At 56.8% G+C, this 21,650-nt stretch carries 9 protein-coding genes; 7 read left to right on the top strand and 2 right to left on the bottom strand.

From position 1 onward, the window contains the following. The 5 genes from DFO57_RS14020 to ompC form a co-directional block, all read left to right on the top strand. The coding region (locus tag DFO57_RS14020) for an Ig-like domain-containing protein (protein ID WP_233255865.1) at window positions 1–12,277 on the top strand (12,277 nt) is incomplete at its 5' end. Between the two features lie 659 nt (window positions 12,278–12,936). After that, window positions 12,937–14,292 (top strand): TolC family outer membrane protein, encoded by a 1,356-nt coding sequence (locus DFO57_RS14015; RefSeq protein ID WP_013026484.1) that lies wholly within the window; start codon window positions 12,937–12,939, stop codon window positions 14,290–14,292. A gap of 26 nt (window positions 14,293–14,318) precedes the next feature. Beyond that, complete coding sequence (locus DFO57_RS14010) at window positions 14,319–16,466, top strand: type I secretion system permease/ATPase (RefSeq protein WP_064352322.1); 2,148 nt, start codon at window positions 14,319–14,321, stop codon at window positions 16,464–16,466. Continuing rightward, complete coding sequence (locus tag DFO57_RS14005) at window positions 16,463–17,629, top strand: HlyD family efflux transporter periplasmic adaptor subunit (protein WP_064374115.1); 1,167 nt, start codon at window positions 16,463–16,465, stop codon at window positions 17,627–17,629. The genes DFO57_RS14010 and DFO57_RS14005 overlap by 4 nt, the downstream gene beginning before the upstream one ends. A 586-nt stretch (window positions 17,630–18,215) precedes the next feature. Continuing rightward, window positions 18,216–19,343 carry a porin OmpC gene (ompC, locus tag DFO57_RS14000; RefSeq protein ID WP_014594150.1) on the top strand — a complete coding sequence of 376 codons (1,128 nt, stop codon included), beginning with the start codon at window positions 18,216–18,218 and terminating at the stop codon, window positions 19,341–19,343. A gap of 35 nt (window positions 19,344–19,378) precedes the next feature. Here the strand turns inward: ompC and DFO57_RS22765 are convergent, their stop codons facing one another. Next, window positions 19,379–19,528: a hypothetical protein gene (locus DFO57_RS22765; RefSeq protein ID WP_014605391.1), complete on the bottom strand. Its 150-nt coding sequence runs from the start codon at window positions 19,526–19,528 to the stop codon at window positions 19,379–19,381. Between the two features lie 145 nt (window positions 19,529–19,673). Then, window positions 19,674–19,787 (bottom strand): hypothetical protein, encoded by a 114-nt coding sequence (locus DFO57_RS13995; RefSeq protein WP_013026480.1) that lies wholly within the window; start codon window positions 19,785–19,787, stop codon window positions 19,674–19,676. A 145-nt stretch (window positions 19,788–19,932) separates the two neighbouring features. Between DFO57_RS13995 and apbE the strand changes: the two genes are divergently transcribed. Then, complete coding sequence (apbE, locus tag DFO57_RS13990) at window positions 19,933–20,973, top strand: FAD:protein FMN transferase ApbE (RefSeq protein WP_110015440.1); 1,041 nt, start codon at window positions 19,933–19,935, stop codon at window positions 20,971–20,973. Window positions 20,974–20,987: 14 nt separating this feature from the next. Further along, window positions 20,988–21,629: a DNA oxidative demethylase AlkB gene (alkB, locus tag DFO57_RS13985; protein WP_013026478.1), complete on the top strand. Its 642-nt coding sequence runs from the start codon at window positions 20,988–20,990 to the stop codon at window positions 21,627–21,629. The last annotated feature ends 21 nt before the right edge of the window (window positions 21,630–21,650 follow it).

Genomic DNA, 21,650 nt, shown 5'->3' with positions numbered 1-21,650 from the left:
CAACGTTCTGGACAACAGCGAGAAGGCCAGCGATCAGCTGGTCTCCGGCACCACCAGCAACGTGGAGGCGGGCCAGACCGTTACCGTGACGCTGGGCGGCCAGACCTATACCACGACCGTCGGGGCCGACGGCAGCTGGAGCCTGAGCGTACCTTCGGCGGCGCTGACCGCGCTGGCCGCGGGCACCACCACGCTCAACGTGACCGTGAGCAACGCGGCGGGAACGGCGGCCAGTGCTGAGCAGGTGATTACGGTTGACGCACCCGTTACCACGCCGGGCGCACCGACCCTGACCCTTGATCCCTTTGCCGGTGACAACGTCCTGGACAACAGCGAGAAGGCCAGCGATCAGCTGGTCTCCGGCACCACCAGCAACGTGGAGGCGGGCCAGACCGTTACCGTGACGCTGGGCGGCCAGACCTATACCACGACCGTCGGGGCCGACGGCAGCTGGAGCCTGAGCGTGCCTTCTGCAGCGCTGACCGCGCTGGCCGCGGGCACCACCACGCTCAACGTGACCGTGAGCAACGCGGCGGGAACGGCAGCCAGTACTGAGCAGGTGATTACGGTTGACGCACCGGTTACCCCTCCAGGCCCACCGACGATAACGGTGAATGACTTTGCCGGTGACAACGTCCTGGACAACAGCGAGAAGGCCAGCGATCAGCTGGTGTCCGGTACCACCAGCAACGTGGAGGCGGGCCAGACCGTCACCGTGACGCTGGGCGGCCAGACCTACACCAGCACAGTTGGGCCGGACGGCAGCTGGAGCCTGAGCGTGCCGTCGGTAGCGCTTGCTGGGTTAGCGGCGGGTGCGGCCACCATCGACGCAAGTGTGACGAACACCGCAGGTAATAATGCGACAGACAGTCAGCCGTTTACCGTCGAAGCGCCAGCAGGTGCAGCAGGTACACTGGTTATCACGCAGCCGCTGGGCGGCGACGGTTTTATTAACGCTCAGGAAGCAGCTCAAGGATTGACCGTAAAAGGATCGGTCGCAGGGGTGGCCCAGGGGCAGCAGGTCGTTGTGAACTTTAATGGTGTCGATTACACCGGCACCGTTGATGCCAATGGACTCTGGTCCGTCATCATTCCGTCCGGTGCCTTTAGTGGCGTCAGTGATGGGGTGAAACAAATCACCATCAGCACCGTGGATGCCAATGGTAATCTGCTGTCCAACACCGCCGATATGACCCTACAGGCCACTACGCTGCCTGCCATCTCGCTTGATAGCGGCTCGCTGAGTGACGGTATTCTCAATAATACCGAAAGCAGCAGCGATCAGGTATTAAGCGGCAATACCGGTGTCACCGGGGCTGGCCAGCAGGTACAGGTTCAGCTCGGCGGTAAAATCTATGATCTGCCAGTAAATAATGACGGAAGCTGGAGTGTGACCGTACCTGCGGCCGATCTGGCTGCACTGCCACAGGGCAATAATCCGCTTGTGGTAAGCGCGATCGATCAGGCCGGGAATGTGGTGACACAGACCAGCACGGTCAATGTCGATACGCAACCGCCTTCATTAGGTGTGGATCCCGTGGGTGGTGACAATACGCTCAGCGTAAGCGATCTGACACAGCCGCTGATATTGAGCGGTACCGGGCAGAATGGCGATCAGGTCACGATGTCACTTAACGGCAGATTCTACCGCACGCTGGTCAGCACCAATGGACGCTGGTCATTCCGTATCGATCAGTCCGATTTGGCTGCGTTACCCTCGGGTAGAAATCCTTTTACAGTCACCATTACCAACGCCAATGGCAGTCAGACGACGTTCACCAGCGAACTGAACGTCGCAACGGCACCAGAAGTGCAGCCAACATTGAGTGTGAACAGCGGCACCTTTGCGGGTGATGGCGTGCTGGATGGTTCAGAACAAAAACTGCCACAAACGCTCACCGGTACCTCAACAAACGTAGAGGCCGGACAGCAAGTTAGCGTCACCATTAACGGTATAACCTATACCGGTACGGTAGAAGCAAGCGGTAACTGGAGCATCGTTATACCACCCGTAGCATTGGCAACGCTGGCTGAGGGCAGTCAGGCTCTGACCGTCACCGTGGTGAATGCCGCAGGTAATACCACCAGCACCGAACTGACCTTCCAGGTTGACGCAACAGGAAGCAGCGTTGCCTTGGCTCCGGCAGGAAACAACAATTATCTTAATGCCGATGACGTGGCGAGTGAGATCGTGCTTAGCGGTAGCACCAGCAATATCCCGGCTGGCAGCATTGTTAACGTCACCGTTAACGGTAACAACTACACCGGTACGGTAGGCGCGGATGGCACCTGGACGGTGACGCTGCCGGCGGGCAGCCTCGTTGGCTTACCCAACGGCGCGCTTCCTGTTACCACCACCATTACCGATGCGGACGGCAATACGCTGGCAACCAGCACCTCGAATATCAACGTTGTGGCGACCGATGTACCGGTTGCGACACCGGGCGATGCGTTTGTCGATGGCGTACTGAACGGCAGTGAAGCGGCAGCGGGCGGTGCTATCACCGGCAACAGTGGCGTAACCGGGGAAGGCCAGCGCGTTGTGGTTACGCTCAATGGCGTCAACTACACCGGTATTGTCGATAACACCGGTAACTGGCAGGTGAACATTCCTTCAGCGGTGCTCTCAACACTGCCACAGGGATCGGTGCCTTATACGGTTACCCTTACCGACATTGCCGGCAACACCAGTAATGCCGCCGGCAGCGTGACGGTCGATACTTTACCGCCAGCCCTGACGGTAGCAACACCGTCTGGCGATGGTGTTCTTAATGCAGTTGAACTTCAGCAGCCCCTGGTCCTGAGCGGTAACAGCGAAGGTAATGCCGTTATCGTAGTCAACATTAACGGAACCACCGTCAGCACCACCGCCAATCCGGACGGGAGCTGGACGCTGGAAGTACCGGCTGCGGCACTGAGCGATCTGACCAACGGCAGCTATCCCCTGACCATCACTGCTACCGACACCGCGGGCAATATCACAACGGACACCAGCAGCCTGACGGTGAAAGCCGATGCGGCTTCATTACCCACGCTGACCCTGAACCCGTTTGCCGGTGACAATCTGGTTGACGGCGCTGAACGTCAGGTCAATCAGGAACTGTCGGGCACCACCACCAACGTGGAGGCGGGGCAGGTTGTGACGCTGACCGTGGGCAGTGACGTGTTTAGCGGTACCGTTCTGGCGGACGGATCGTGGCGCCTCACGGTTCCTGCTTCCGTTCTGTCGGCGCTGGCCGATGGTAGCGCCACCTATACAGTTGCCGTCAGCGATGCCGCAGGCAATACCACCTCGACGGATCTTGCGTTGACGGTCAACAGTAATGCTTCCGGTGTGGCGCTTGATACGATAAGCGGAGATAACTTCCTGAATGCCAGCGAGGCGGGGGAACCGTTGATCATTACGGGAACCACCGTCAATGTGGCACCGGACAGCACTGTCACGCTGCAGTTTAATAATGTCACTTACACCGCCGTGGTCTCTGCTGGCGGTACATGGAGCGTGATCGTCCCACCATCCGCTCTGGCAGCCCTGACGGATGGCCCTGCGGCCTTAACCGTAACGACGACGGATACAACGGGCGCGGCGCTGAGCAGTTCAGCCACGCTCAATGTCGCGATTAACAATGTTCCCAATCCTGTGGTGATCACGGCCTTCGGCGACGGGATCCTGAATGCCACGGATATTTCCAGCGTACAGCAGCTTAGCGGAACGACCGGCGTAAGCGGTGTGGGCCAGACCGTGAGCGTTTCCCTGGGCGGCAATGTTTATACCGGTACGGTAGACGGAAATGGTAACTGGCGTGTGAGTCTTCCTGCCAATGCCTTAGCCGCACTGAATGAAGGCAGCACGGACTATACCGTCACGGTCACGGACGCGGCAGGGAACAGCCGCGAGGTAAGCGGTAACGTTAATGTTGACCTCACGCCACCGACCCTGACGCTTGATCCCGTCGCCGGGGACAATATCGTAGACGCCGCAGAAAGCACGGCGCCGATCGTCCTGAGCGGCAGCAGCGATGCGGGCGAGGGGCAGGTTGTGACCATCACCCTGAATAACCAGGTATGGAACACCACGGTAGGTGCTGACGGCAACTGGAGCTTTGCGCTGCCAGCGGGCGCCCTGGCAGACGTCGCAGCGGGCAGTTATACCCTGACTGTGAGCGTCAGCGATCCTGCGGGGAACCTTTCAACTGAAACCCGTGATATTACCGTGGCGACCGGTACATTAGCGATAAGCATTGATACGCCTTTTGCCGACAGCTACCTGGGTCAGATTGAGGCAGCCAGTGAACAAACGCTGACGGGCACGACAGGGCTGACCGGCGCAGGCCAGATTGTGACCGTCACGCTAGGCGGTAATGACTATGCAGCCACGGTGGATGCTCAGGGCAACTGGACGGTCACGCTGAGTAGTACCGTCCTGCAGGCCTTGCCCGAAGGCACAAATACGCTTGTCGTCACCGTTAGCGATGCGACAGGCAGCAGCGGCAGCCTGAGCAGCGCAATCACCGTTGACTTTACTCCACCGGAACTCAGCCTGAATCCTGTAACCGGTGATAATCAGATTAACTCGCTGGAAATTCTGCAAAATATTTCCGTTTCGGGTACAGCATCGCTGGCCGATGCAGGGCAAACGGTGACGGTGACGCTTCAGGGCGAAACCTATCAAACCCTTGTCTTGATTGACGGTACCTGGGTTCTTGAGATACCCGCCAGCGTCATGCAGGGCTTGCCGGATGGCTCTTACTCACTGGACGTCACGCTGACCGATGCCGCAGGCAACCAGACCACGCTCACCCAGACCCTGACGCGCGTCGCAGACAGCGCGTCGCTTCCGGTACTGACCCTCGATGCCATCAGCGGGGATAATTACCTTAACCAGGGCGAAGCGGCTGCGGACTTAACCATCAGCGGCGGCAGTACGAATTTGACCGCTGGTCAGGTGATCACCGTTTCGCTCAACGGGCAAAGCTACACTGGGGAAGTGCAGGCAGATGGCCGCTGGACGGTGACCATTCCACAGGCTGACGTCAGTGTCTTACCGGACGGTCCTCAGAGTGTGGTGGTGAGTGCCGCCGACAGCGCAGGCAACCCGACCAGCAGCGATGCGACCCTTAATGTTATTGCCAGTGGCGCGGCGCTGCCGACCCTGAGCGTGGATGTGGTCGCCAGTGATGACATTATCAACGCCATTGAAGCCGGAGCGGATCTGGATGTCAGCGGCAGCAGTACGCAACTGGCAGAGGGAACGGTAGTGACCGTCACGCTGAACAACGTCGGCTACACCGGCACCGTTGACGCGGCGGGTAACTGGACGGTCTCCGTGCCGTCTTCGGCTCTGAGTGGTCTGCCTTCCGGCTCGCAACAGACCTTTGTCGTCACGGCAAATGACGTAGCAGGTAATACCGCCCTGACTAACCACAATGTCGCGATTGACACGACATTACCGGTATTGAGTGATATCAGCCTGAGTGCAGGCACATCGCTTAATCTGGCCGAGTTGCTGCAGGATCTGACCGTGAATGGCAACAGCGATCCGGGCGCGCAGATCACCGTCGTCCTGAACCAAATCACCTACATCACCAGTGCAGATGAGAATGGTGTCTGGTCACTGGCAATCCCCGCCGCGGATTTGCAGCAGCTCAATGACGGGCTCCAGACGCTGACGATTACCGCAACGGACGCCAGCGGCAATGTCACTACCAACACCAGCACCACGCTGGATGTGGCCTTCCGCACACTGCCGGAGCTGACGCTGGATACGCCATTTGGTGATGGCATTGTCAGTCAGGCCGATGCTGCCGGTGAACTCACCCTGAGCGGCAGTGCGACTAATCTGCCAGAGGGTAGCCCGATCACGGTGACGATCGGCGATCAGCCGTTTAATACGACCGTTGGTGCCAACGGTGCATGGACCTTAACGCTGGCACCGGGCGCGCTCGATGCCTTACCCGATGGCCTGACCCAGGTGGTGGTGACGGCCAACGATGCGGCAGGCAACCCGGCTGAAGTCAGCGCAGGCGTTGAGATTCTGGTGACCGTACCGGCCGATCCGACCATAGCTGCCACGTTGTTTGGCGATAATGTGATTAATACCACTGAAGCCGCCTCCGTGCAGCTGATCACCGGCACCACGCCGTTTGGCGATGGACAAACCGTCAGCGTCAGCGTAGACGGCACGCCGCTAACCGTCTCTGTCGATGCGAACGGTAACTGGAGCGCCAGCCTGCCGCCCGACGTGATTGCCGGTCTGGCAGACGGAACGCACACGATCAGCGTGATCACCACTGACCGGGCCGGTAATACTTCTGTTGCCGTTACGCAAGACTTTACGACGGCCACGGCACCTATCCCCGAACCGACGCTGAACACGCCATTTGGTGATGGCCGTATCAACGCGATAGAGGCGCAGGCAGATGGCACCCTGAGCGGCAATCTGAATATTGATAATGCCGCCTCCGTTACGGTAACCGTCAACGGTACGGCCTATGCCGCCACGCTCAACGGTGATGGCACCTGGTCCCTGGCTCTGCCATCGGCATTACTGCAGACGCTGCCAGACGGTAACTGGCCCGTTGCGGTAACCATGACGGACACCAACGGCAACACGGCCACGATAAACAGCAACATTGTGGTAGCAATACAAACTCTGCCGGATGTCAGCCTGACTCTGCCGTTCGGTGACGGAGCACTGAATGCGGCTGAAGCGGCACAAGACCAGACGCTGACCGGCTCGACAGGTATCAGCGGCGAGGGCCAGACAGTAACGGTGACCATCAGCGGCTTTAATAACGATTTGCCACTGAATGCAACCGTTCTGCCGGACGGAAGCTGGTCACTGGTCCTGACGCCGGCGCAGATGGCGCAGATCCCCAACGGCAGTCATGTTATTACCGTCAACGCCACGGATATTGCCGGCAACACTGACAGCACTACGCTCAATGTGGTCACCGCCGTCACCGTTCCCGTGCCCACCTTTACTGACCTGCAGTTTGGTGGTGATAACGTGCTGAACATCAGCGAGGCCGCTGCTGGCGTAACGCTGACCGGGACGACCGGTAGCCTCGGTGCAAACCAGGCGGCAAGCATCAGCGTGGATCTGGATGGAACACGCTATCCGGGTACCGTTGATGCGAATGGTAACTGGAGCGTCACGATCCCACCTAATGCGTTGAATACCATCGGAAGTGGCCCGCACAGCGTGACGGTGAATGTGGTGGATGCAACGGGTAATCCGGCTACGGCACAGTTTGACTTTACCGCCGATCTGACACCGCCAGCCCCGAGCGTGGATCCGCTGCCACGCAACGGCTATGTCAACGCCACTGACGTCGAGAACGGTATCACGCTGACGGGCAATACCGGTGAAACCGGCGCCGGGCAACAGGTTGTGGTGACTATCGGCATCACCGATTTCACTGCCCAGATAGCGGCGGATGGAAGCTGGACATTGCCGTTGAGTAACGCGCAACTGAGCGCCTTAACCGATGGCACCTATTCGTTAGCCATCACCGTCACCGATCCTGCCGGTAACAGTACGACGCTCAACGAATCCCTGGTAATCGACACAACAGCGCCAACGATCACCGGCGTGACGTTTGCAGGTGATGATGGGCTGGATTATGCCGAGAGTATTCAGCCTCAGGTGTTAAGCGGCATCGCTAACGGTGCGGAGACCGGGTCACAGTTAACTGTCTCCTATAACGGCACGCTGTTAGGTACGGCGGTTGTCGGTGCCAACGGCGCCTGGAGTCTGACCCTGACGCCAGAACAAATGAGCACCTTCGTCGCACCGGATACCACGTTAACGCTTGCCGTCAGCGACCTGGCGGGCAACCCGGTCACGCAGGATCTGACGGTGCCGGTTGATCTTACACCCCCACCAGGACCGCTGGTCACGCTGGGCACCGTATCGGGTGATAACATCATCAGCACGGTCGATCAGCAGGCAGGTGGCGTCGTGGTGAGTGGAACGTCACAAAATCTCGGTGCCACCGGTGTCGTTACCGTCGTGATCAACGGCGTGGACTACAGCACGACGATTGATGCTAACGGCAACTGGACGACGGCAACCTTACCGGTCAGTGATTTTGGCAGCACTGATGGCCCGGTCACGATTACCGTCAATGCCACCGACGGAACGGATACCGTGACCACCAGCGGCACCGTTCAGATCGATCTGACGGCACCGGTACTGACGATTAACAGCTTCACGGGTGACGATGTGGTTAACGCCAGTGAAAGTTCAACGCGTCAGACCATTAGCGGTACGGCGGACACCAGCGAAACGGGACGTACGGTAACGGTTACCCTAAATGGCAAAACCTACACGGGGATCGTGCAGGGCGACGGCACCTGGTCTACCAGCGTGCCAGCCAGTGATATGCAGGCGTTGGCCAACGGTGAAACGACCATTAATGCGCAGTTGACCGATGCCGCCGGCAACGTGGGCAGTGCCAGCCGCACCATTAACGTCGATACCGCAGCACCACTGATTGAGATTGACGCCTTCCTCGGCGATAACCTGATTAACGCCGCCGATGTTGCTGTCGGGCAGGTATTAACGGGCCGGACAACCGGTGCGGAAGAGGGACAAACCATTTCCCTGTACGTGGGCGATGGCGCCCCTGTCGCCACCGGGATCATTGGCGCTAACGGCGTCTGGAGCATTGACCTCACGCCGCAGGTGCTGTCCAGCCTCAACGACGGTGCGCTGGTCTTTGGCGTGCGCGTCAACGATCAGGCTGGCAACCAGACGGATGCCACGATTACCGTGAACAAAGTGGTCAATGCCGCCTTGACGCTGGTAGTGGATTCTGTCTTTGGTGACGGCACGCTGAGCGCGATCGACACCACGATTGCCCAGACCATTACCGGTACGGCGACCTCTGCAGGCGTAGGCGCAACTGTCGCGGTCACGATCGGCGGCACTACCCTGACCAGCGCCGTGGGCCAGGACGGGAAGTGGGCGATTGTTGTTCCCCCCAGTGTTCTCGGCCTGCTGAGCGACGGTGAACTGGCCCTGAACGTGACGTTAACCGATGCAGCAGGCAACAGCCGCAGCGTGGGTGAAACGGTCAATGCCATCGTGAATGCCGTACCTGTCGTGGATAACCTGACCGGTCTGTTTGGCGGCGATAATCTGCTGAATATTGCCGAGGCCGCGGTTGATCAACAGATTGGCGGGATTATCGAGAACGCGGCAGTGGGCTCACGCGTGACCGTTATCCTGGGGACGAAGACGTATAACACCACGGTGCAAGCCGGGGGCAACTGGAGCGTGACGCTGCCGTCCGGCGATCTCTCTTCCTTACTTAATGGCAATCTGACGCTGGGCGTGACTGTCACCGATGCCGTCGGTAACGTAGCCAGCAATAGCGCAACCATTGGTATCTTCACACAAACGCCGACCATCAGCCTGACGTCGCTGTTTGGTGATGGCGTGCTTAACCTGGTTGATATTGCCACCAGCCAGACCATCAGCGGCGTGGTGAATAACGTTGCTGCCGGTTCGGTGGTCACGCTGAACGTGGGGAACAGCCAGGTCACGGCAACGGTCGGCAGCAACGGCACGTTCACCGCCACGGTTGCGCCGGATATTTTGAGTACTCTGACGCAGGGAAATCTCACGATTGGCGCCACGGTCACCGATCAGGCCGGTAACACCGCCTCTACCAGCGCCGGTATTCGCGTCGATACCATCGCGCCTACCCTCACGATCAGTCCGCTGTTTGGCGATGGCCTGTTAAATGCCGCGGATGCGTTACTGGGCCAGACGATTGGCGGCGTGGTGAACGGTGCAGAGGCCGGTTCCCGTGTCGTAGTGACGATTGGCGGCCAGCAAATCGTGACGGCAACGGACGCCAGCGGGAACTTTGCTGTGTCACTGACGCCAAGGCTGCTCCAGGGCCTGACGGACGGTACGCTGACGGTCGGCGTCAGCGTCACGGATGCGGCAGGGAATACGACCAGTAGCACGGCGTCGGCCACGGTAGGGATTAATACCTTACCTAAAGTCACGCTCAACCCACTGTTTGGTGACGGCATTTTGAATATTGCCGAGTCGCTGGTCACCCAGACCATCAGCGGTACCGCCACCGGCGTAGCCGCAGGCAGTACCGTCAGGCTGGCGATTGGTAATACCACGGCAACGGCGATCGTTAACAACGACGGCACCTTCTCGGCCACCGTTTCCCCCGCCATTCTGGCTACGCTGCTCGGCGGTAACTTTACCGTGAGTGCCTCGGTTACCGACGCCGTGGGTAACACCACCTCCACCAGCGGCGGTGTGCAGCTGGGGCTGACTCAACCCACCCTGACGGTCAATACCGTGTTTGGTGACGGCATCCTCAGTGCTGCGGACCTGGCCTCTAACCAGACCATCAGCGGGACATCGAATCTGGCTGCCGGGGCGACGGTCAGTGCTACGCTCAACGGCATTACCTATTCAACGAAAGTGATCAGCGGTGGCAACTGGACAATCAGCGTGCCAAAAGGTGATTTAACCGGTATCAGCGATGGCATTAAAGCGGTTGCGGTGACCGCCACAGATGTGAATGGCAACACCGTGACAGGCAGCGGCAGCCTGACCGTCATCAGTAATACCCCACCCGCCGTAACCATTACTTCGCTGTTTGGTGATAACGCATTAAGCGTGGCCGATGTGAAAACCACCCAGACGATTAGCGGTACGGCGACCAATGCGGAAGGGTCGCTGGTGCAGGTGACGATTGGCGGCCAGACCTTTACTACCACGGTCAGCAGCAACGGCAACTGGAGCCTTCCGGTTTCGGCCTCTAATCTCGCGGCGATCGCGGATGGACTCTATACCGTCACGGCAAGCGTGACGAATGGCGTGGGCAACAGCGGTAATGCCTCGGCTTCGCTGGGCGTTGCCAGCCGGACCACGCCAACGGCGGGCATCAACAGCTACTTTGGTGGGGATGGTTATCTGAATATTGCCGAGGCGAATGTTGCAGAAACCATTAGCGGTACGAGCAGTAACGCGATTGGGGGACGGGTTTCCGTCAACGTGGCGGGCAACATTTTCACCACGACGATTGGCAGTAACGGTGCCTGGAGTATCAGTGTGCCATCAGCCACCCTGAAAGGCATTGCGGATGGCAGCCATGCTGTAGCCGTTACCATCACCGACGTGGGCGGTAACAGTACCACAGCCACCAGCAGCTTCACGGCGCTGTCGCACTATCAGCCGCTTCTGGGCGTCGATCCTGTGCTGAGTGTGGTGTCATCGCTGATCAACGGGCTGACGGTGCAGGGGGGCTCTCTGAATGCGGCGCAGGGGTCAAAAGTCAGCGTTACGCTGCTGCTGGCTAACGGCAGCAATGGGCCGACGATTAACACCACCACGGATGCGCTCGGACGCTACGCGGCTAACTTCAGCCCCGCGCTGTTATCGGTTGGGGGACTGCTGCTGTCGCTCAATACGCTGGCGAAGGTCACGATTACGGATGTGGCGGGCAACAGCTACACCACGACCAATACGCTATTGTTAGGCGCTTTGTTGCCGGTTACCACGGCGTCAACGACCGAGTCCGTTGCGCTGTTCTCACTGGTGGACGACAGTGCAACCGCGGCGGGCCATGATACGCAGCACAACACGCAGTCCACCGAAGAGGCAACGCCGACGGTGCACGTGGCTTCAACGCTGACCACCGAAGCCGATGTGGCCGCGCCGGTCAATGCGTCGGAGGACAATACCGGCGTCGCGGCGGCGGCAGTCGCTGAAACGGCAGCCGTAACAGACACGCCTGTTGACGAAAGTTACAGCATCGGCGGGGTGGTCATTACGCTGGCAGATGGCAGCATCGTGGAAGGCGCATCGGTAAATGGGAGTAGTGGTGCCGATACGGTTGTGGTCAGCGATCTGAACTTCAGCCATATCGATGGCGGTGCAGGAACCGATACGCTGGTGCTGAACGGCGATCATCTGACGTTGGATCTTACCGATCTTGGTCTGAAAGTGGAAAACATTGAAGTGCTCGATCTCGGCCAGAGCGGCACGAACGCTGTGAAGCTGGATCTCAACGAGGCGCTGAATATCACTGACCAACAAAGCGATGACCTGGTGATTAAAGGGGCCGACGGTAGCCTTGTCACGCTGGTCAATGGCCAGGGGGGCACGTGGGAAATCAGTGGCGAACGCATGGTGAATGGTCAGTCCTACGAGGTCTACCATAACTCGGCGCTCACCAATGACAACACGTTGGGCGATGTTCTGATTCAACACAATCTGCAGGTACACATCGTTTAACATACGATATTCACGTTAAGCACTTACCCACAGCAGCGGTTGCGCAAGCTTCCGCTGCTTTTTTCTGCAACATGGCTTTCAACATTCCGCCACTCTTCCTGGCAACATGTCAGCATGGGGTAAGCACGCCGTGAGGGCATCCGGCCACTAACGGATAGATGAAACAGGCCGTTTTATCTTGACTTCGGGTAACGCTGTACCGACCCAGAGTAACGGGCAGATTAACGCCGGTTCGACAGGAAGCGTAATCGTCGCCTTTTGATGCCGCCTTGCCTGACAACCGCTTCATTAATAACAATCACGAGACCTTCCAGGACCTGAGAGTGCAGCGTTCCGACTGACGGCCGCTCGTGACTCAATGGTAAGAAATATGACTTTTTAAAATCGATGTCGTTAATTTTATCTTAAGTAGTGGCAGGGAATGGTGTCTGTTTAAAAAATCGCCTTTCAGTAAATATATTTGATAATTGGTGATTTTTAACATGACCACTTTCTCTGTATGTACTATTAATAGTAACTCGCGCTTAGCGGTCTTTACTGAACGCATTAAATAAATTAACAATAAAATGCGTGATGCTTATCGTGCCCTTGCTTTTTTTACATACTGAAATCACCAGGACGTCATCGAATGATCATAAGAAAACCTGTTGGTATGAATAATGAACAAAGCGCGTTTAGCCCTGTTTTTTTACGCCCTGAATGGCCTGGTCCTGCCCGCGGCATTTGCCGCCCCCTTACCGAAAGCGGAGTTCAACTGGCGCGCAGCACCCAGCGAAGAGCAGGTCGCCATTTTGACCCTGCGGGAAGCCATCCTTCGAGCCTTCGCACGCAACCCAAAAATTTCCGAGGCGGCGGCGCAGATTCATATTGGTGAAGGCGATCTGAGTGCCGCGCAAAGCGCCTGGTATCCCCAGATATCGCTTCAGGGGGCCGCGGGGCGCTCACATCAAACCGACTCATCTGGCAGTCTGAATAACAATGGGTCCGGCGGAATCACCCTCAGCCAGCTGTTATATGACTTTGGCCGCACTAACGGTGCCATTGACGAGCAGCATGCCCTGTCAGATGCCTACCGCTTCGGGTTATTTGACGCCATGACGCAGGTGGCTAAAGAGGCCTTACAGTCTTATCTGGAAGTCAAACGTTATCAGGCACTCGCCGCCACGGCACAGACGAATATCGCCTCGCTGGAGCACGTACGTGACATTGCCAAAATGCGTGCAGATGCCGGGCTCAACTCTCAGTCAGATGTGCTGCAGGCCGAAACCCGTATCGCCGCCATGCATGCCACGCGTGAACAGTATCTGGCCCAACTGCGTTCTGCCAACGCGCAGCTTACCGTCCTGACTGGCGTGGTGCCTGCCACACTGCCTGAGCTGCCCCAGGCGCTGTTACAACAGCAAATTACCCTGGACAAAATCGCCTATGAAAACAGCGCATCGGTGCGCAGTGCGCAATACAAACAGGAAGCCGCCCGCGAACGGGTCCGTCAGGCGCAATCGGGTCACTGGCCCAGCATCAAGGTTCAGGCTGGCCGGACGCGTTACGAAAACGATACCCGCTCATACTGGGACGATGAAGTCCAGCTTCAGGTAGAAGCGCCGCTCTATCAGGGCGGTCTCGTCAATGCCAAAACCCAGTCAGCGGAGGGCGATCGGCTGGCCGCCCAGGCTGCGGTACAGCAAGCCAAACTCACGATTAATCAAAACGCCTCCACATCTTACGCCGATATGATCGGTGCTCAGCAGCGTCAGCTGGCGGGAGAGGCGCAGTTAGCCAGCGCTGAACATACGCGCAACGTGTATGCCGATGAGTACCGGCTCAGTAAACGCAGCCTGAACGATCTGCTTAGCGTTGAGCAGGATGTGTTTCAGGCCGACAGCGCGCGAATCACTGCGCTTTATGACGGGTGGGATGCCACCGTCCGTTACGCCGCTGCCGTCGATAACCTGCTCGACATCATGGGTATCGATCGTCAAAAAAACAGCGGTGACCTTCTTCCTTCTTTGCAATAGCCAACCCGTTTTAAAAGGCGCGAACAATGAGTGCACAAAACCCGACAACCGATAACTGGATTGCTGCGATGTTGCGCGTGGCGGCACGCTTCGGTAAGCCTGCAGAGGGCAAAACGCTTCGCCAGCAAATGCGCTGGTTTGAACACCTGCCGGTGGCGCAGCAGCGGGATCGCCTGTGCGGGCTGCTGGGTCTCCATTTAACCATGGTGCCGCAGAACCAATTGCGTTGGCGGCAGGACATCACGCCCGTGGTGCTGGTGATGGAAAATAACAGCGTCGCCGTGCTGGAAGAAATCGATGGCAAGGGCGGGGCGCGCTACTGGCTTAGTGAAGGCGGCGATGTCATTCGGGAAGGTGAGCTGGCAAGCCTGCTCTCCAGAGCGCAGGGGGACATTGGCGTGATTGGCGTGGCCGCGCGCGGAAGAGATGCCCGCATTGATGAATTCGTGCAGCCCTATGAACCACACTGGTTCTGGAAAAACTTTCGCGGCATGGGCCGGCGAATCGGCGAAATATCTCTGGCATCGGTAATCAGTAACGTCCTGGCACTCGCCGGTATTCTTTTCTCAATGCAGGTGTACGACAGGGTTATCCCGGCGCAGTCCGAGGCGACGTTGTGGGTGCTGTTTGTCGGCGTGCTCATTGCCGCCGCCATTGAATATCTGATTCGCCTGATGCGAACGCAGGTTTCTGACCTGATGGGGAAACGCATCGATCTGAAAGTGTCCGCCATGCTGTTTGCCCGGGCGATGAATATTCGCAATGAGTCACGGCCTAAATCCACTGGCTCTTTCATCTCCCAGCTGCGTGAAATCGATCAGGTTCGTGAGTTACTGACCTCAACCACCGTCGGCGCTGCCGCAGACTTACCCTTTGTCATTCTGTTCCTGTTTATCATGTCGTTTATCGGCGGCTGGCTGGTGCTGATTCCGCTGGCTGCTATTCCGCTCATTATTATTCCGGGGATGTTAGTGCAGTTCCCTATGGCGCGTCTGGCAAAAGCCGGGCTGCGCGAAGGCGCGCTGCGGAATGCCGTGCTGGTCGAGACGATAGAAGGCATTGAGGATATCAAAGCGCTGCAGGCCGAGCCTTACTTTCAACGCCAGTGGGAGCAAACCCACGAGGTCAGCGCCTCGATTGGCAATCAGCAACGTCTGTGGGGCGCCAGGCTGACCGGCTGGGCCTCCACCGTGCAGCAACTGACCTACGCGGGCATGCTGGTGTTCGGGGTTTATCTGGTACTGGATTCACAAATCACCACCGGTACGCTGGTGGCCTGTAGCCTGCTCTCTTCGCGCACCATCGCGCCACTCATGCAGCTGACCATGGTGTTTTCTCGTTGGCAGCACGCCAAAACCGCGATGAAAGGGCTGGATGAGCTGCTAAAAAAACCGCTCGATAAACCCGAGTCGGCCACCATGGCGCACTGTCCGACCCTGACCGGCCACTTTGAACTGCGCAACGTGCACTATACCTACGACGAAGAGAACGAAAAAAACGTGCTCAACGTGCAGCAGTTGAACATTAAGCCTGGAGAGAAAATAGCCATTCTGGGGAAGGTGGGCGCGGGCAAATCGACCCTGTTAAAAATACTGGCGGGCCAGGCGCAGGCCAGCCAGGGAAAAGTGCTGGTGGACGGCGTGGATATGGCACATATCGATCCGACCGATTTGCGCCGCCAGCTTGGCTGGCTGTCCCATGATTCGCGGCTGTTTTTTGGCACGCTCAGGCAGAATCTGCTGCTCGGCAATCCCCACGCCAGCGAACAGGAAATGCTGCAGGCGTTACGGATTAGTGGCGCGCTGTCGCTGGTTCAGCAGGATGCGGCCAGTCTGGATCGCGTGATCAATGAAGGGGGGAGAGGGCTGTCAGGTGGACAGCGGCAGATGATCATGCTCAGTCGAATGATCCTGCGCCAGCCGCAGGTGGTGCTGCTGGATGAGCCAACGGCCGCCATGGATGAGCAGCTTGAAGAGCATGTCATCCGTCAAATGCAGGGCTGGATCAGTGGACGCACGTTGATTCTGGTGACGCATCGCCCCGCGCTGCTGAAGATGGTCGATCGCATTGTCGTGATGGATAACGGGCGCATTATTGCCGACGGTGCGAAAGAGCAGATATTGCGGCGCGCCACTCAGAACGTTCCGCAAGCGACACAGGGAGGTGCGGTATGAGTGTGATCATCGATAAAGACCTTGCCAGACATGAGCGGCACACCTCCGCGATCATCTGGTTGTGTACGGCGGCGCTGGCCTTTTTCCTGATCTGGGCGCACTTTGCCATTCTTGATGAGGTAACCGTCGGGACCGGTAAGGTTACGCCATCTACGCGCGCCCAGGTCATTGACAGCCTGGACGGTGGCATCGTTAAGCAGCTCAACGTGCACGAGGGCGATATTGTAGAAAAGGGCCAGATACTGGCCACGCTGGATCCAACCCGGTTTCAGTCCAACTTTGGTGAAGTACAGGCCAGAGTTCGTACGCTGCGTGCTTCATCGGAACGGCTCAATGCTGAACTGTCGGGGGTTCCACTTAAATTCAGTGCTGAGACGCAAAAAGAGCCGCAGCTGGTGGCGCGTGAGAGACAGCTGTATGAATCGCGTCGGCGTAACCTCACCGAGACCATCAACAACCTGCAACAGTCTTTGCGGCTGGTACAGGATGAGCTGCGGTTAACTGAACCGCTGGTGGCAAAAGGCGCGGCGGGGCAGGTTGAAGTGATTCGCCTGCGCCGGCAGGTCAGCGATCTGCGTGGAAAAATCGACGAGGCGCGTAACGACTATCTGGTCCGCGCTCATGAGGAGCAGGTGAAAAACAATGCTGAACTCGATGCCCAGCTACAGGTAGCCGCAGGCAAAGAGGATCAGCTGACGCGCGCCACGCTCTATTCACCCGTGCGCGGCATCGTTAAAGATATTCAGGTCACCACGGTAGGTGGTGTGCTCGAACCCGGCGGAAAAATGATGGAAATCGTCCCTCTGGAAGATCAGTTACTGATTGAAACCCGTATCAATCCCCGTGATATCGCCTATATTCGGCCCGGGCTGGCAGCCGTGGTGAAAGTCACAGCCTATGACTCATCCATTTACGGGGATTTAACCGGCGTGGTGGAAACCGTTTCGCCTGATACCTTGCAGGATGAAGTTAAGCGCGACCAGTATTACTACCGGGTTTATGTGCGTACGCAAAAAGCAGAACTCACCAACAGGGCTGGACGACGCTTTCCTATCGTACCGGGCATGGTGGCGAATGTGGAGATCAAAACGGGGCAGAAATCTGTCATGGACTATTTGCTTAAGCCGTTGAATAAAGTCAAAGAATCGATGCGTGAACGCTAATATAGCCCACGTTTTCTGACGTCACGTATTTTAGTTACGCTGCGTGATAAATTAGCCGCTGAAGTTTACCTGCTGAGGCGGTATATTGCGCGAAATAAACCCATAAATACGGTGAAGAATCCCGCAGCTATCCAGGCTATTCAACTCTCTAAGACAATACAGACAACGTTCAGGCAAAAAAAAGCCGGGCAATAAGCCCGGCGATATATAAGGGTAAAAAAAAATCATTCGGGGTGAATGAAGATAAGAAATAAATGATGATAGCGGGAGTAAGTATATTGGCTGGCGAATAATAAGTTTTACCATTGAGTGCTTAGGATTATTCCCACTAAAATCATTGTGATAGCTATTATTTTCAACGCGGTTGTCATTTTGTGCTTTATTTTTTATCACTCCGTGCGGCTAATAAGTTCCCCTTTATTTACATATAGCAATAAATTTTACAGATCATGAAACACTTTCGGAAATTTAGTAGCATTTTTACGATGGATTATTACCCATTATGAAACAACAATGGTTTGCCGACCGATATTACCATCGGTTTGCAGTGGCAAATATAAAAGGCACATAACAGAGGGTAATAAAAATGAAGCGTCACATTCTCTCCCTGGCGATCCCGGCATTACTGGCAGCAGCGGGCTCGGCAAATGCGGCTGAAATCTACAATAAAGACGGCAATAAATTAGACTTGTTCGGCAAGGTTGACGGATTGCACTATTTCTCGGACAACGACGGTGCCAACGGCGACCAGTCTTATGTTCGTTTTGGCTTTAAGGGTGAAACCCAGGTAACAGATCAACTGAGCGGCTACGGCCAGTGGGAATACCAGGCGGCGCTCAACAATTCAGAAGCACAGGGTACGGCAAACAGCTACACCCGTGTTGGTTTTGCAGGACTGAAATTCGGCAATGCGGGTTCATTCGACTACGGTCGTAACTACGGTGTGGCTTACGACATTGGCGCATGGACTGACGTTCTTCCTGAGTTTGGTGGCGATACCTATGGCGCAGACAACTTTATGTTCCAGCGTGGTAACGGTATGGCGACCTACCGCAACAACGGCTTCTTCGGTCTGGTAGACGGCTGGAACTTTGCAGTTCAGTATCAGGGTAAAAACGATAACCCAACGGAAGCAAGCGGCGGGCGTGATGTGCTGGGTGAAAACGGCGACGGCTGGGGTCTGAGCACGACCTACGATCTGGGCTCCGGTTTCGGTATCGGTGCGGCAACCTTCCAGTCGGATCGTACCAACAACCAAAATGGCAATGCGCCGGGCATTCTGGGTCGCGGAGATAAAGCGGAAGCTTATACCGGTGGTCTGAAATACGATGCTAACAACATTTATCTGGCTGCGATGTACACGCGCGCCTATAACGCGATCAGCTTTGGCGACAGCACAAGCGCTAATCAGCCAAACACGGCCTACGGCTATGCTGACAAGGCTGATAACTGGGAATTAGTGGCACAGTACCAGTTTGACTTTGGTCTGCGTCCTTCTCTGGCATACGTTAACTCGCGCGGCACCGATGTGCAGAACTGGGGCAAACAGAATCTGAAGAAATATGTCGACGTGGGTGCGACTTACTACTTCAACAAAAACATGTCGACCTATGTTGATTATAAAATCAACTTACTCGATGACAACGACTTTACCAAGGCCGCCGGCATTAATACCGATGACGTGGTGGGCGTAGGACTGGTGTACCAGTTCTAAATGTCACAGGGAGCGCCCGTGCGCTCCCTGATTTATTAATCTGCCGGGTGTTCCGGCTCGTTATCATCCTGTGGCACGATCACGTTGCCATATCTGGCCCCCTCGAATGCCACACCTGAAAGTGTAAACGCAGCAAAACTCAGCCAGTTTTGCATCGCAGTCATCACGGTTTCCGACTTATCCATCCCACACCTCTCAGCAACGCAGTTAAGGTTTCTGGTGCAGGAATCGTGCCAGCCCAACCGCTCTCATAGCCACGGAAAAACAGGCGATTTTGCTACAATGGCGCGCGAATTAGGGGGCTGATGACCTTAAATGGTGCAGGGGCGATCAACGACGGCGCAGGTAAGTGGTTGGCATGTTGCGATTACGGCGTTGCTGCCATGTTTTATAGCTTCCTAATACGAACAGGCCCAGCACAGCGGCAAGGATTACATAAATCATCTGTGACTCCTTATTCTGACGCTCTCAGGAGCGAGCGGAACGTAGCAGTGTGATCGACCTAATAAGTTTTATCAACCATGTTTAAGTTACTTTACTTAGTGTTTGTGCTTTGAAATATGCACAGATGACCTGTTACGGATAAATAATGATGCGTTTTAAGATAAATCTCCTGTTTGTAGTTTTAATGTCATTGTTAATGGGATGTGACGACACGTCATCCAAAGCCCATGACGCCATGGTGCTGGAAGGCAAAACGATGGGAACGGTGTGGCGAGTCAGCCTGGCAGGCGTGGAGGCTGGACGCAAAGCGGCACTACAACAGCGCATCCAGCAACGACTGGATGCCGATGATGCGGAACTCTCGACGTGGAAACCGACGTCAGTGCTGTCACGTTTTAATCAGAGCCGTGCAACAACGCCTCAGCCGGTGAGTGAAAACATGGCTGATATCGTGACGATTGCGCTGCGTATCGGCAAAAAAACCTCGGGCGCCATGGATATCACGGTCGGGCCGCTGGTGAATTTATGGGGATTTGGCCCCGATAAGCAGCCCAACCATATTCCGGATGACAGCCAGATTGCCGCGGCCAAAGCCCTGACCGGCTTACAACATTTACGTGTCATACAGGGAGGCGAAGGCCAGTGGTTACAGAAGGATCTGCCAGGCTTGTATGTTGATCTCTCCACGGTGGGAGAAGGTTTTGCGACCGATCACCTTGCGCGACTGATGGAACAGGAGGGGATTAACAATTATCTGGTCTCGGTGGGGGGCGCTGTGTTATCCCGCGGGATGAATGCGCAGAACCAGCCATGGCGGGTGGCGATTCAGAAACCGACCGATCGCGAAAATGCCGTGCAGGCGCGGGTAGACCTACAGGGACACGGCATCAGCACATCTGGCAGCTATCGAAACTATTATGAGCTAGACGGCAAACGTCTTTCACACATTATCGATCCCGCGACTGGCCGCCCAATTGACCATAAGCTGGTGTCAGCGACCGTGATTGCCACTACGGCGCTGGAAGCGGATGGCTGGGACACCGGCCTCATGGTGTTAGGTACTGAAAAAGCCAAAGCGCTGGCGATTAAAGAGAAACTGGCGGTGTATTTAATCACCCGGGAAGGCGATCGCTTCGTCAGCTGGATGTCGCCCCAGTTCTCTGCTTTTATTATTCCATCTGACTGACTGAGAGAACCGCTATGCTGGATCTGTTTAGTGATGCCTCACCCTGGCAAGAACCCCTGGCTGATGGCGCGGTGATTTTACGCCGTCGCGCACGCGATGAAGCGGAAGATCTGTATCAGGCCATGATGGCAATAGCAGAATGTAATCCGTTTGAGCACCGCATCACGCCGGGCGGACATCGCATGTCCGTTGCGATGACCAACTGTGGGGACTTCGGCTGGTCGACAGATGCGCGCGGCTACCGATACAGTGAACAGGACAGCAGCAGTCAACGTCCGTGGCCGGCAATGCCGGATGCGTTTCGCCGGCTAGCGCAGCAGTCGGCTGAAGAGGCCGGCTTCCCGGGCTTCAATCCGGATGCCTGCCTGGTTAACCGCTACGAACCCGGCGCTAAGCTGACGCTGCATCAGGACAAGGATGAAAAAGACTTACGCCAGCCCATCGTTTCAGTGTCCCTGGGCCTGGCGGCGGTTTTTCAGTTTGGTGGCTTTGAGCGGGGCGACCATGCACAGCGGGTTTTGCTGGAACATGGCGATGTGGTGGTGTGGGGCGGGCCTTCGCGACTGCGCTATCACGGCATCCTGCCGCTCAAGGCGGGCATCCATCCGCTCACCGGCGCCTTTCGCTATAACCTGACATTCAGGCGGGCTTTTTAACCCCCGCGCAAAGTGCGAATA

Origin of the sequence: Pantoea sp. AG702 (genome assembly GCF_003182295.1) — a bacterium.
Lineage (GTDB): Bacteria > Pseudomonadota > Gammaproteobacteria > Enterobacterales > Enterobacteriaceae > Pantoea > Pantoea ananatis.
This window is presented reverse-complemented; position numbering and strand designations above follow the sequence as displayed.

Coding starts and splice junctions, on each gene's coding strand:
- DFO57_RS14015 (WP_013026484.1), top strand. CDS start 12,937: ATGAACAAAGCGCGTTTAGCCCTGTTTTTTTACGCCCTGAATGGCCTG.
- DFO57_RS14010 (WP_064352322.1), top strand. CDS start 14,319: ATGAGTGCACAAAACCCGACAACCGATAACTGGATTGCTGCGATGTTG.
- DFO57_RS14005 (WP_064374115.1), top strand. CDS start 16,463: ATGAGTGTGATCATCGATAAAGACCTTGCCAGACATGAGCGGCACACC.
- ompC (WP_014594150.1), top strand. CDS start 18,216: ATGAAGCGTCACATTCTCTCCCTGGCGATCCCGGCATTACTGGCAGCA.
- DFO57_RS22765 (WP_014605391.1), bottom strand. CDS start 19,528: ATGGATAAGTCGGAAACCGTGATGACTGCGATGCAAAACTGGCTGAGT.
- DFO57_RS13995 (WP_013026480.1), bottom strand. CDS start 19,787: ATGATTTATGTAATCCTTGCCGCTGTGCTGGGCCTGTTCGTATTAGGA.
- apbE (WP_110015440.1), top strand. CDS start 19,933: ATGATGCGTTTTAAGATAAATCTCCTGTTTGTAGTTTTAATGTCATTG.
- alkB (WP_013026478.1), top strand. CDS start 20,988: ATGCTGGATCTGTTTAGTGATGCCTCACCCTGGCAAGAACCCCTGGCT.